This window comes from Bradyrhizobium sp. SBR1B, from assembly GCF_014198205.1.
In the GTDB taxonomy this organism is placed as follows: domain Bacteria; phylum Pseudomonadota; class Alphaproteobacteria; order Rhizobiales; family Xanthobacteraceae; genus Bradyrhizobium.
Map to the genome: position 1 here is coordinate 79,747 of NZ_JACIHC010000009.1, position 13,210 is coordinate 92,956.

Genomic DNA, 13,210 nt, shown 5'->3' on the forward strand with positions numbered 1-13,210 from the left:
AATGTCCTTCACGACTTCTTTGCGATCCGCGCCGCCTTCTCTGCGTCGTACCACCAGATGAACGGGAAGCCGGATTGGCCGTATTTCGGCATTTCCGTCGGCCGGCCGAAGCGATCCCAGCGTGCCGTCCGCACCTTGTTATAAGTCCATTGCGGCACGACGTAGTGATTCCACAGCAGCACGCGGTCGAGTGCCTTGGTGGCCGCGACGAGATCGTCCCGATCGGTAGCGTAGATGACCCGCTCGATCAGCTTGTCGATTGCGGGATTCTTGATGCCCGCAATGTTGCGCGAGCCGGCGATGTCAGCCGTCTTGGTCGACCAGAACTCGCGCTGCTCGTTGCCTGGCGACTGCGACTCGCCCCACGAGTTTGTGACGATGTCGAAATCCCACTCGCGCGTCCTGTTCTCGTACTGGGTCGGGTCGACCGTCCGCACGTTGACGGCAATGCCGAGCCGCTCCAGGGACGGCTTGTAGAACAGCGTGATCCGCTCGAAGCTCGGATCCGAGTTCAGCAGTTCGAGCGTGAACTGCGCGCCGGTCTTGACGTCGGTCAGCTTGCGGTCGCGCACCTCGTAGCCGGCCTCCTTGAACAGGCGCAGCGCCTCGCGCAGATTGTCGCGCACGGCTTCCGGACTGCCGCCGACCGGATTGGTGTAGGCCGTGGTGAAGACTTCGGGCGGCACCTGGGTGCGGACGGTCTCGAGGATCTCGAGCTCCTTGCCCTGCGGCAAGCCGGTTGCCATGAGCTCGTCGATGCCATCGAAATAGCTGCTGATGCGCTTGTACTGGCCGTAGAAGATCTGCTTGTTCATCTCCTCGAAGTCGAACGCGTAGTTAAGTGCACGCCGCACGCGGGGATCGCTGAACTTGCCGCGGCGCAGGTTCGGCACGAAAGCCTGCATGACACCTGAGCTGCGATTGGCGAATTCCTCGAGGATCACGCGCTTCTCACTCACGGCCGGGAAGTCGTAGGCGGTCGCCCAGTTCTTCGCACTGTTCTCGGTACGCCAGTCGACCTGGTCGGCCTTGAAGGCCTCGATCGCGACGGTGGCATCGCGGAAATATTCGTAGCGAAGCTCGTCGAAATTGTTGCGGCCAACATTGGCCGGCAAATCGCGGCCCCAATAATCCTTGACGCGCTCCATAGCGATCGACCGTCCGGCGACGAAATCCTTGATCTTGTAGGGACCGGAGCCGAGCGGCACCTCGAGCGTGGTGGCGGACACGTCCCGCTTGCGCCCCTGCGCGTCAGTCCCCTCCCACCAATGCTTCGGCAGGACGATGAGCTGCCCGACGATCTGCGGCAGCTCGCGATTTCCCGGCGCGTCGAACACGAACTTCACCTCGCGCTCGCTGACCTTCTCGGCCTTCACCACATGGCTGTAATAGGCCGAGTACATCGGATGGTGCTTCTTGAAGGACTCGAGCGAGAAGATCACGTCATCGGCGGTGACCGGCTTGCCGTCGTGCCATTTGGCCTGGGGCCGCAAGCGGTAGGTGACGAAGGAGAAATCGTCGGGGTGGCTGACGGCTTCGGCCAGCGCACCGTACTCGGTCGAGACCTCGTCGAGCGACTGCGTGAGGAGCGATTCATAGATGAAAGCGACGGCACCGGCGACCTGGCCCTTCACACCCGATACCACGATGTTGAGGTTGTCAAAGGTGCCGACGGCGATCTGGCGCGCGACGCCGCCCTTGGGCGCTTCCGGATTGACGTAGTCGAAGCGCTTGAAGTCGGCGGGGTACTTGACCTTTCCGAACAGCGACAAGGCATGGCGCCAGGGAAGCTCATTCGCCGATTGCGCCTCGGCACTGCCGACGACGGAAAGGCCCGCTACGGAACCGAGGGCGGGGAGCGCTGCGGCCGCAGTGCCGGTGAGCAGGAGATCACGTCGGGTAATGGCCAAATCAACATTCCTGTCTTGAAGGAGGCTACTCCTTTAAGTTCCCAATATAGGCGAGGTTTCGACCGAATATGTTGCTTTTTCCTCATCTTGGAAGGCCGGACGGCCCGTCGGATGCGGCCAAACGCCCCGATAAACTCACCGCGAGGCCCGGATAAGGAAACGGCCAGGCTTTTCAGCCTGGCCGCATTTTCCAAGATCGGGTTCTTGAGGCTTACTTCGACGCGGTCGGCAGCGGCTGAGGATGCTCCGACAGCGAATTCAGATAGGCAATGACATCGGCGCGCTCGGAATCCTTGGCAATACCGGCGAAGCCCATCGCAGTGCCCGGGATGAAGCCCTTCGGATTGGCGATGAACTTGTTGAGGTCGTCGAATGTCCAGGTCCCGCCCTTGCCCTTCATGGCAGCGGAGAAATTGAAGCCGCCGCGGCCCTCACCCCTCTTCTCGCCGACGACGCCATACAGGTTCGGACCGACGCGATTCGGGCCACCCTTCTCGAAAGTGTGGCAGGCGCCGCACTTCTTGGCGGCCGCTGCGCCCTTTTCGACGGAGGCGGTCTGGAGCAGCTTTTCGATCGGCTCGGAGGCCGCGGCGGCAGCGCCGCCTTCCTTGCCGTGGCCGGCGTCTTCCTTCACGGCGATCTCGAAGCCCGGCTTTTCCGGCATCTTGGGCGAGAAAAGAGCCTGGGCGGTAAAGCTGGTCACCAAGAGAAAGAGACAGGTACCAAGCACGGCACCCATGATTTTATTGAGTTCGAAAGAGTCCATTTCCGGCCAGGCCCCACACCGCAAGAAGGATCGAGCGGCCGGGCGGCCGCCAGGACGAGCCTCGGGAGAATCAAACGTTCCTTATCGTTTCCCCGAGTTTTGCCATTGAGATATCGGTTTGCCCGGGGTCTGGCAACCCGTATAAGCGACCCGGCTTTCGGCCGTCCCCGCTCCATTTCTCGGCGCGGAAAACGCCCCGTTTTCAGGCTCTTGACCTCAGATCTCTAGACCCAATGATCGATCCTCGCATCCTGGTGCTGATCCCGGCCCGCATGGCCGCCACCCGCCTGCCCGGCAAGCCACTCGCCGACATCGCGGGATTGCCGATGATCGTGCACGTGCTGCGCCGCGCCGAGGCCGCAGGTATAGGCCGGGTCGCGGTCGCGACCGATACGCCCCAGATCGCTGCGGTCGTGGCGGCCCATGGCGGCGAGGCCGTGATGACCAGCCCCACACACCCCTCCGGCTCCGACCGCATCCACGAGGCCATGCAGAAGCTCGATCCGGACGGCAAGGCAGAGATCGTGGTCAATCTGCAGGGGGATTTCCCGACGATCACGATCGGCAACATCCGCGAGGTGCTGCCGCCCCTGCAAGACCCGGCCGTGGACATCGCGACACTGGCCTCGCAGATCCACACCGAGGAGGAGGATCTCGCTCCGAGCGTCGTGAAGGCGATCGGAACCTCGCTCGGCGGCAGGCGCATGCGTGCACTTTATTTCACTCGCGCGACCGCGCCGACCGGCGACGGACCGCGTTACCACCATATCGGCCTCTACGCCTATCGCCGCGCGGCGCTGGAGCGTTACGTTTCGCTGCCACCCTCGCCGCTGGAATTGCAGGAGAAGCTCGAACAGCTCCGGGCGCTCGAGGCGGGAATGCGCATCGACTTCACCATCGTCGACACCGTACCCCGCGGGGTCGACACGCCCGCGGACCTGGAAACCGCCCGCAGCATCCTTTCCAAATCCTGAGCCGCTGTTACAAGGCCGACCCAGGAGCATTTTAAGACATGAGCAAGATGAAGATCGCATTCCAGGGCGAGCCCGGGGCCAATTCCCACATCGCCATCGTCGAGGCCTATCCCGACGCCGAGCCGATGCCCTGCGCCACCTTCGAGGACGCGCTGTCGGCGATCTCCTCCGGCGAGGCCGATCTCGGCATGATCCCGATCGAGAATTCGGTCGCCGGCCGCGTCGCCGACATCCATCATCTCTTGCCGGCCTCCGGCCTCTTCATCGTCGGTGAATGGTTTTTGCCCGTCCGGCATCAGTTGATGGCGGTGAAGGGCACCAAGCTCGACGACATCAAGAGCGTCGAGAGCCATGTGCATGCGCTTGGCCAGTGCCGGCGCATCATCCGCAAGCTCGGCATCAAGCCCATCGTGCATGCCGACACCGCCGGCAGTGCTCGCGACATCTCCGAGCGCAAGGACAAGACGGTCGCCGCGATCGCCTCCCGTCTCGCTGCCAAGATCTACGGCCTCGACATCCTCGCCGAGGACATCGAGGACGAGGCGCACAACACCACGCGTTTCGTGGTGCTGGCGCGCGCGCCGAAATGGGCCGCGCAAGGCTCCGGCCCGCTGGTCACGACTTTTGTGTTCCGGGTGCGCAATTTGCCGGCCGCGCTCTACAAGGCGCTCGGCGGCTTTGCCACCAACGGCGTCAACATGACCAAGCTCGAGAGCTACATGGTCGACGGCAATTTCTTCGCCACGCAGTTCTACGCCGACGTCGACGGCCACCCTGAAGACAAGGGCCTCGCCTTCGCGATCGAGGAGCTGAAATTCTTCTCGCGCGAATTCCGCATCGTCGGTGTGTATCCCGGCCACCCCTTCCGCGCCACGTTCAACGAGACGCAGCAGGATTGATCTCGTGTCCCGGACGCGCGAAGCGCGAGCCGGGACACAGGGGCGACGCGAACCGGCGCTGCGATGGGCCCCGGCTCAGCAGCGTACCGCTGAAAGGCGTTGCGCTGCGTCCGGGGCACGGCAGCTCCTATACGGCCGCCGGCTTCACCAACCCGAAGGCCTCCGCGAGCAGCGAATACGACTTCTTCCGCGCCTCGTGATCGTACACCGCCGTGATCACCATCAGCTCATCCGGCTTGCTCGCGTCGATCAGTGGCTGCAGTTTCTTCTGCACCGTCGCGGGGCTGCCGACGAACAGGCGCGAGCGGTTGCGCAGGATCGAGGTGCGCTCGGAGTCGGAGTAAGGATAGGCCACCGCCTCCTCGACGCTCGGCAGCGGCAGATATTGACCGCGGTCGCGGCGCAGCCGGTTGAGGTCGAACGAGCTGGCGAGCCGTTCGGCCTCCTCGTCGGTATCGGCGGCGATGACGGCGATCGCGAGGATCGCGTGGGGCGTCGCACGCCAGGCCGAGGGCTGGAAGCGGTTGCGATAATGCACCATCGCATCGACCGCATCGTGGGACGCAAAATGATGCGCGAAGGCGAAGCCCATGCCGACCTGTGCGGCGAGCTCCGAGGAATAATCGCTGGAGCCGAGCAGCCAGACCGGCGGCAGTTTGGTGTCGTCGGGCATGGCGACGACGTTGTTGTAGGGATGCCCTGCGGGAAATTCGCGGGTCTCCCACAGAATCAGTTCGTGCAGCCGCTCCAGGAAATCGTCGCCCTCGCGGCGATCAAGTCGGCTGCGGAGCGCATAAGCGGTCGCTCCGTCGGTGCCGGGCGCCCGGCCAAGGCCGAGGTCGATGCGGCCGGGAAACAGCGCCTCCAGCATCTTGAAGCGCTCGGCCACCACCAGCGGCGCGTGATTGGGCAGCATCACCCCGCCGGAGCCGACGCGGATATGCTTCGTCACCGCCGCGATCTGGCCGATCATGACGTCGGGCGCTGGGCTCGCGACCGAGGCGAGGTTGTGGTGCTCGGCGAGCCAGTACCGGACATAGCCGAGGCCATCGACATGGCGCGCCAGGTCGATGCTGTTGCGCAGCGCCGCGGCGGGCTTGGTGCCTGTGGTGACGACGGAGAGATCGAGGACGGAGAGCGGGATCATGGCGCGCTAACCTAGTGGAGGGCCGCGCGGCGACAATGGGGCGGCTGCGCAGATCTGACGTGTGCAGGCCGCGAGCCCGCGCACCGGACCGAACCGAGATGGTGGGCTAAAGGCAACCCTAGCAAAATTGATTCCATTCTGCCCACCTACGCTATCTGCCTCAGACAACCATCAAAACCTCTATAACTCTTTGAAATAGGCAAATTATTATGAGGATACCGGCATCCCACTCAAACCGGTAGACATTCAATAATTCAGCCATTGCCGGCAGAAGTGGGCCATTTCCCATCATTGATGGGCTGTCGATCAAACCGCCTTTGCCCTATCATAGGCTTTCCCAAGCTAGACCTGACCGTTGGCCGCCAGGATCTGGCGGCACATCTGGAGCGAGTGGTGCCATGACCGATCTGACGATTCCTGCCCGAGCCGACGGGCAAGATGGGCACCTGAAGCGGCCAGCGATCTCCTTCGAGTTCTTTCCGCCCAAGACGGAAGATATGGAGCGCAATCTCTGGGAGACCATCAACCGGCTCGCCCCGCTCGACCCGAAATTCGTCTCGGTGACCTATGGCGCCGGCGGCTCGACCCGCGAGCGCACCCATTCGACCATCGCCCGCATCCTGAAGGAGACCGCGCTGCTGCCGGCGGCGCATCTGACCTGCGTCGGCGCCTCGCGCGGCGAGATCGACGAGATCGTCGATCGCTATCACGAGGTCGGTGTCCGCCACATCGTCGCCTTGCGCGGTGATCCCGCCGGCGGCATCGGCACGCCCTATTCCAGTCATCCCGACGGCTATCAGAGCTCCCCCGAGCTCATCGCCGGGATCAAGAAGCGACACGGCGATATCGAAGTGTCGGTGTCGGCCTATCCCGAGAAGCATCCTGAAGCGCGCGACTTCGATGACGACATCGACACGCTGAAGGCCAAGGTCGATGCCGGCGCGACGCGCGCGATCACCCAGGTGTTCTTCGACAACGACCTCTACTTCCGCTATCTCGACCGCGTCCGCGCCCGCGGCATCGACATCCCGATCGTGCCGGGCATCATGCCCATGCACAATTTCAAGCAGGCGAGAGCCTTCGTGACGCGCGCCGGCACCACCGTGCCCGACTGGTTCGCCGCGAAATTCGAAGGCCTCGATGACGACGCCGAGACCCGCAAGCTGGTGGCCGCAACCGTCGCGGCCGGCCAGGTGCAGAAGCTCGCCAAGCACGGCGTCGACACCTTCCATTTCTACACCATGAACCGCGCCGATCTCGTGTTCGCGATCAGCCATTTGCTCGGCATCCGTGCCAAGAGCGCTCAGAAGGCTGCGTAAGAGAAAATGACCGTACCCGTTTCCGCCAAGCGAACTGCCCTGCTCAACGCCGCGCGCGAGCGCATCCTGGTGCTCGACGGCGCCATGGGCACGATGATTCAGAACCTGCAGTTCGACGAGACCGCCTTCCGCGGCGAGCGCTTCAAGGACTTTCATCGCGACCTGCGCGGCAACAACGATTTGTTGATCCTGACCCAGCCGCAGGCAATCGAGGACATCCACGCGGCGTATTTGCGCGCGGGAGCCGACATCGTCGCGACCAATACCTTCTCCACGACCTCGATCGCGCAGGCCGATTACGACCTCACCGACATCGTCTACGAGATGGCGCGCGAAGGCGCCCGCCTCGCCGGCAATGCCGCGCGGCGCGTCGAGGCGGAGGACGGCAAGCCGCGTTTCGTCGCGGGCGCCATCGGTCCGACCAACCGCACCGCCTCGATCTCCCCCGACGTGTCCAACCCCGGCTACCGCGCCGTCACCTTCGACGATTTGCGCAAATCCTATGGCGAGCAGATCCGTGGCATGCTCGACGGCGGCGTCGACCTGCTGCTGGTCGAGACCATCTTCGACACGCTGAACGCCAAGGCGGCGCTCTATGCGATCGCCGAGATCACCGAAGAACGCGGCATCGACATGCCCGTGATGGTGTCGGGCACCATCACCGACAAGTCCGGCCGCCTGCTGTCCGGCCAGATGCCGGAAGCGTTCTGGCATTCGGTGCGGCACGCCAAGCCTGTGACCATCGGCTTCAACTGCGCGCTCGGCGCCGAAGACCTCCGCGCGCACATTGCTGATATCGGCCGCGTCGCCGACACGCTGGTGTGTGCCTATCCCAACGCCGGCCTGCCCAACGAGTTCGGCCAGTATGACGAGACGCCGGAATACATGGCGCGCCTAGTCGGCGAGTTCGCGCGCGATGGCCTCGTCAACATCGTCGGCGGCTGCTGCGGCACCACGCCGGACCATATCGCGGCGATCGCCGCTGCGGTCGCCCCGCACAAGCCGCGCATCGTGCCGGAGATCGCATCGCGCCTGCGGCTCTCCGGCCTCGAGCCCTTCATCCTGACCGACGCAATCCCGTTCGTGAACGTCGGCGAGCGCACCAACGTCACGGGCTCCGCCCGTTTCCGCAAGCTGATCACCGCCGGCGACTACACGGCGGCGCTGCAGGTCGCGCGCGACCAGGTCGAGAACGGCGCGGTAGTTATCGACATCAACATGGACGAGGGCCTGCTCGACTCCGAAGCTGCGATGGTGACGTTCCTCAACCTCGTCGCCGCCGAGCCCGACATCGCCCGCGTCCCCGTGATGGTAGACTCCTCCAAGTTCTCCGTGATCGAAGCCGGCCTGAAATGCGTGCAGGGCAAGCCGGTCGTCAACTCGATCTCGATGAAGGAAGGCGAGGAGAAGTTCATTCACGAGGCCAAGATCGCCCGCCGTCATGGCGCGGCTGTCGTCGTGATGGCGTTCGACGAGGTCGGCCAGGCCGATACGTTCGCGCGCAAGACCGAAATCTGCAAGCGCGCCTACGACATCCTGGTGAACAAGGTCGGCTTCCCGCCTGAAGACATCATCTTCGATCCCAACGTCTTCGCGATCGCGACCGGCATCGAGGAGCACAACAATTACGGCGTCGACTTCATCGAGGCGACGCGCTGGATCCGCCGGAACCTGCCTGGCGCGCACATCTCGGGCGGCGTCTCCAATCTGTCGTTCTCGTTCCGCGGCAACGAGCCGGTGCGCGAGGCCATGCACTCGGTGTTCCTGTATCACGCCATCAAGGCCGGCATGGACATGGGCATCGTCAATGCCGGCCAGATGATCGTCTATGACGACATCGATCCGGAGCTGCGGCAGGTGTGCGAGGACGTCGTCCTCAACCGCGATCCGGGCGCGTCCGAGCGCCTGCTGGCGCTGGCCGAGAAATTCCGCGGCAACAAGACCCAGGCCAAGGAGGCCGATCTCGCCTGGCGCGAATGGCCGGTGGAAAAGCGGCTGTCGCATTCGCTGGTGCATGGAATCACCGAGTTCATCGAGCAGGACACCGAAGAGGCGCGCAAGCAGTCCTCGCGTCCGCTCGACGTGATCGAGGGCCCGCTGATGGCCGGCATGAACGTGGTCGGCGACCTCTTCGGCGACGGCAAGATGTTCCTGCCGCAGGTGGTGAAATCCGCCCGCGTGATGAAGCAGGCGGTGGCCTGGCTGATGCCGTTCATGGAAGAAGAGAAGGCGCGCAACCTCGCCAACGGCGTCGGCACGGAAGGCTCCTCCTCCGCCGGCAAGATCGTGCTCGCGACCGTCAAGGGCGACGTCCACGACATCGGCAAGAACATCGTCGGCATCGTGCTCCAGTGCAACAATTTCGAGGTCATCGACCTCGGCGTGATGGTGCCCGCCGCCAAGATCGTCGAGACCGTGAAGGCGGAGAAGGCCGACATCGTCGGTCTCTCCGGCCTGATCACGCCCTCGCTCGACGAGATGGCGTTCTTCGCCGGCGAACTGCAGCGCGAGGGCCTCAAGCTGCCGCTGCTGATCGGCGGCGCCACCACGAGCCGCGTGCATACCGCCGTCAAGATCGACCCGAGCTATCGCGCCGGCCCCGTCGTGCATGTCAACGACGCCAGCCGCGCCGTCGGCGTTGCGTCCTCGCTGCTCTCGCCCGAGAAGCGCGACGCCTATGCCGCCGAGGTACGTGCCGAATACGCCAAGATCTCGGACGCTCATCTGCGCGCGCAGGCCGACAAGAAGCGGCTGAAGCTGGAAGCCGCCCGCGCCAATCGCGTGCCGGTGGACTTTGCCAAGAACAAGCCGGTGAAGCCGACCTTCCTCGGCATCCGTAGCTTTGACGACTACGACCTCGCCGAGCTGGTCGATTGCATCGACTGGACGCCGTTCTTCCAGACCTGGGAGCTCGCGGGGCGCTTTCCCGCGATCCTCGACGATGCCAAGGTCGGCGAGGTCGCGCGCTCGCTCCATGACGACGCGCGCAAGATGCTCGACACCATCGTCAAGGAAAAATGGTTCCGGGCGCGCGCGACGATCGGCTTCTGGCCGGCGAATGCCGAAGGCGACGACATCGCGCTCTTTGCCGACGAGAGCCGCACGAAGAAGATCGCGACGCTGCACACGCTGCGCCAGCAGCTCGAGAAGCGCGAAGGCCGCTTCAACGCGGCGCTCGCCGACTTCGTCGCGCCTGCGGGCGTGCCCGACTATGTCGGCGGCTTCGTCGTGACGGCCGGCATCGGCGAGGACGCGGTCGCCGATCGCTTCAAGATGGCCAACGACGATTACTCCTCGATCCTGTGCAAGGCGCTGGCCGATCGGCTCGCGGAAGCCTTTGCCGAGCGCATGCATGCGCGCGTGCGCCGCGAGTTCTGGGCTTACGCGCCCGACGAGGCGCTCTCCAACGACGAGCTGATCCTCGAGAAGTATCAGGGCATCCGCCCCGCGCCGGGCTATCCCGCGCAGCCCGACCACACCGAGAAGGCGACGCTGTTCGAGCTGCTCGATGCGGAAGCGACCTGCGGCGTGAAGCTCACCGAGAGCTTTGCGATGTGGCCAGGCTCCAGCGTGTCCGGGCTCTATTTCGCCAGCCCCGAGAGCTATTATTTCGGCGTCGGCAAGATCGAGCGCGACCAGGTCGAGGACTACGCCGCGCGCAAGGGCATGAGCGTCGCGGAAGCCGAGCGCTGGCTCGCGCCGGTGCTGAACTACATCCCGTCGCGAGAGGACAGTGACAAGGCCTTTGCCGCAACGGCGGCGAACGACGAGACGTCGAAGGATCTCGCCTCGCATCCGCCGGGTTGCACCTGCGCGGTGCATCTGGTCTGGCAGAAGAAGCGCGCGGGCGCGGGATAGGCCCCGCTCTTGCTGCAAAACCAAAAATCTGAAAAACAACCCCATGCACAGTAGCGATGGGGTTGAAAAGATTGAGCGATTTCGGCCCCCGAGGCCGCATTTGCAGCGTCGGGCAAAACACCTGTAATATTCCATCATCGCCCGCCGCGTCAGCACTCCGTCAGATGCCACATGCTCCGATCTCGTGTACCGGATGGGATACGACAAACATCCGGCCGGCGCGCGGGAGGGCGGCATTCGTAATCATCTGAAAATCCTGGGCTCCTGCCTCGTGATGATTGGCGGGATCTTCGTCTTGCATCATGCCGTCCCGCTCGATGCGGCGGTGGCCGAGGTTGCGCAGCAACCGTCCAAGTCAAATGATGCCAGCGGAACCATGCAAACCGTCACAAAGCTCCTCGCCCAACCGCGCTCGCCGTCGCGCGATGACCAGCTCTATTTGGCCGCGGTAGCCCTGTTCAAGGCGATCGAGGCAGGCAAGGCGCCGGTCGAGAGTCGCGACACGCTGGCAAGGGCGCTGCATGAGGTCGCGCTCGGCGGGCACGCCAACGCCTGGGTCGACTATGGCCGCTGCCTCTGGAACGGCTGGGGCGTGCCGCGCGATCGCGACGCGGCGATCGCTGCCTACAAACGCGCGGCCGAACTCGGCTCGGATTACGGCGCCTATCTCACCGCCTATAATCTCTATTGGACGTTCAGGAAATATGACGACGCCTATGCTTACGCGCAGAAAGCGCTTGCAGGCGACGACCCCGATGGCGCCGTGCGCTACCTGCTGGGGCTGATGGCCTACAACGGTCGCGGCCAACCGAAGGACGTGGCCAAGAGCCTTGCATTGCATCTCGAAGCGGCGAAGCGCGGCAACGCCGATGCCTATTTCGAGCTGTTCGTCTATGCGATGCAAGGCATCGGTGACCGCGACAAGGCAGTGTTCTACCTAAAGCAGGCCGGACAACGCGACCAGCCGCGCGCCTCCGCCAATCTCGGCGCGCTCCATGCCACCGGGCAATTGCCCGGCATCGAGAAGGATCTCGGCGAGTCCATCCGCTGGTACAAGCGCGCCGCCGATCTCGGCGTCGGCCGCGCCGCCGCAGCGCTCGGCGTGATGGCGACACGCGGGGAAGGGATGGCGAAGGACCCGGATGCCGCGGAGGCGTATTTCGATCGTGCCGAGGATCTGGGGTTTGAACTGGACGAGTATCTGCGGACGAACGGCGTGACGCGGAGGAAGTAGTCGCCCCCGTCATTCCGGCCAAGGCGCGAACTCTGGATGACGGACTAAAGCGCGATGAATCGTCATCTCACTTTGGCTTGCTGCTTAAGTGTGATCTTTTCGAAAGTCCGCTTCGCACTTTTCCGGCTCATGGTCTAGGAAACCCAAGCCCCACCCGCGATCCCCATCCTTCCCTGGAGGGGGAGGATCGGTGCGCATGCAGCGTAGCGGAATGCGGACCGAGGTGGTTCGGACCGAGGTGGGGTGACGGTCTCTCCGCATTCAACAGCGCCCGTGTTGAGAGATCACCCCACCCCGCTCGCGCTTCATGCGATCGACCCTCCCCCTCCAGGGGAGGGTAAGAGCGCATCACCCCTTCGGCGGGGACAGCGGCTGCACGATCTCCTTGAACGGCGGCAGTGCCTCGCAGCGCTCGGCATGCGCAGCCAGCGCCGGGTAACGCGACGCGTCGAACAGCTGCGGATGCGCCTCACGGGTGAAGCGGACGACGCAGGCCACCGCGATGTCGGCGTGGCCGATGCGGCCGCCCAGCCAGTACGGCGTCGTCACCTTGGCGCGCTCGGCCTCCAGCACTTTCAGCACGTCGCCAATCTGCGCCTGGCAACGCTCGACCCACAGCGCGAGCTGCTCCTTCCGCAGCACGCGCTCATAGAGCAGGCTCACCGCCTTGTCGCCGAGACCGGAAGCGAGCGCGCAGATGCGCAAATGCTTCCGCCGCTCAGTGCCACTGCGCGGCAGCATCGCCTTCTCTGGCCCGACAAGTTCGTCGAGATAATCCAAAATGACCGTGCTCTCGATCAGCGCCTCGCCGTCGTCGAGCACCAGGGTCGGCACCCGCCGCAGCGGATTATAGGGCGCGATCTGGTCGGCATCGCCGAAGGTCGACCACGGCTTGTGGTCGAAGGCGAGCCCGTAAAGCCGCAGCGCAATCGCGACGCGGCGGACGAAGGGGGAATCATATTGGCCGATCAGGAACATGGTTCTTGCTCTTCCAAGCGGTTGGACACGGCGGGGCCGTCCAGTCTCCACGACCTGATCGGCGCGGCGCAAGAAATATCTCGGAAATGGAGCATTGCACCGGCTGCAACGTCGCCGGCGATGGC

Annotated in this window: 9 protein-coding genes; 5 read left to right on the forward strand and 4 right to left on the reverse strand. The window is 64.3% G+C overall.

The window, feature by feature from the left end:
- Window positions 1-8: 8 nt before the first annotated feature.
- Entirely contained in the window at window positions 9-1,910 is a 1,902-nt protein-coding gene (locus GGD61_RS22980; RefSeq protein WP_092254357.1) for an extracellular solute-binding protein, read from the reverse strand.
- Between the two features lie 211 nt (window positions 1,911-2,121).
- Complete coding sequence (locus tag GGD61_RS22985) at window positions 2,122-2,676, reverse strand: cytochrome c family protein (RefSeq protein ID WP_092254355.1); 555 nt, start codon at window positions 2,674-2,676, stop codon at window positions 2,122-2,124.
- 233 nt (window positions 2,677-2,909) lie between these two features.
- Here GGD61_RS22985 and GGD61_RS22990 point away from each other — a divergent pair, with 233 nt between their 5' ends.
- Both GGD61_RS22990 and GGD61_RS22995 read left to right on the forward strand, forming a co-directional pair.
- Window positions 2,910-3,650 (forward strand): 3-deoxy-manno-octulosonate cytidylyltransferase, encoded by a 741-nt coding sequence (locus GGD61_RS22990; protein ID WP_183231192.1) that lies wholly within the window; start codon window positions 2,910-2,912, stop codon window positions 3,648-3,650.
- A gap of 38 nt (window positions 3,651-3,688) precedes the next feature.
- Window positions 3,689-4,549, forward strand: a complete 861-nt coding sequence (locus tag GGD61_RS22995; protein ID WP_092254353.1) for a prephenate dehydratase — start codon at window positions 3,689-3,691, stop codon at window positions 4,547-4,549.
- A 127-nt stretch (window positions 4,550-4,676) separates the two neighbouring features.
- Here GGD61_RS22995 and GGD61_RS23000 read toward each other — a convergent pair whose 3' ends face one another.
- Complete coding sequence (locus GGD61_RS23000) at window positions 4,677-5,696, reverse strand: LLM class flavin-dependent oxidoreductase (RefSeq protein WP_018318804.1); 1,020 nt, start codon at window positions 5,694-5,696, stop codon at window positions 4,677-4,679.
- A 398-nt stretch (window positions 5,697-6,094) separates the two neighbouring features.
- On the opposite strand from GGD61_RS23000, the gene metF reads away from it, so the two are divergent.
- The 3 genes from metF (at window position 6,095) to GGD61_RS23015 (ending at window position 12,107) form a co-directional block, all read left to right on the forward strand.
- Complete coding sequence (gene metF, locus GGD61_RS23005) at window positions 6,095-7,015, forward strand: methylenetetrahydrofolate reductase [NAD(P)H] (RefSeq protein ID WP_092254352.1); 921 nt, start codon at window positions 6,095-6,097, stop codon at window positions 7,013-7,015.
- Window positions 7,016-7,021: 6 nt separating this feature from the next.
- Window positions 7,022-10,873, forward strand: coding sequence for a methionine synthase (metH, locus tag GGD61_RS23010; RefSeq protein ID WP_092254350.1), 3,852 nt, complete (start codon window positions 7,022-7,024; stop codon window positions 10,871-10,873).
- A gap of 193 nt (window positions 10,874-11,066) precedes the next feature.
- On the forward strand, window positions 11,067-12,107 hold the full coding sequence (locus GGD61_RS23015) for a tetratricopeptide repeat protein (protein ID WP_092254348.1): 1,041 nt from the start codon (window positions 11,067-11,069) through the stop codon (window positions 12,105-12,107).
- A gap of 348 nt (window positions 12,108-12,455) precedes the next feature.
- Here the strand turns inward: GGD61_RS23015 and GGD61_RS23020 are convergent, their stop codons facing one another.
- Entirely contained in the window at window positions 12,456-13,085 is a 630-nt protein-coding gene (locus tag GGD61_RS23020) for a glutathione S-transferase family protein (protein WP_092254347.1), read from the reverse strand.
- Window positions 13,086-13,210 lie beyond the last annotated feature (125 nt).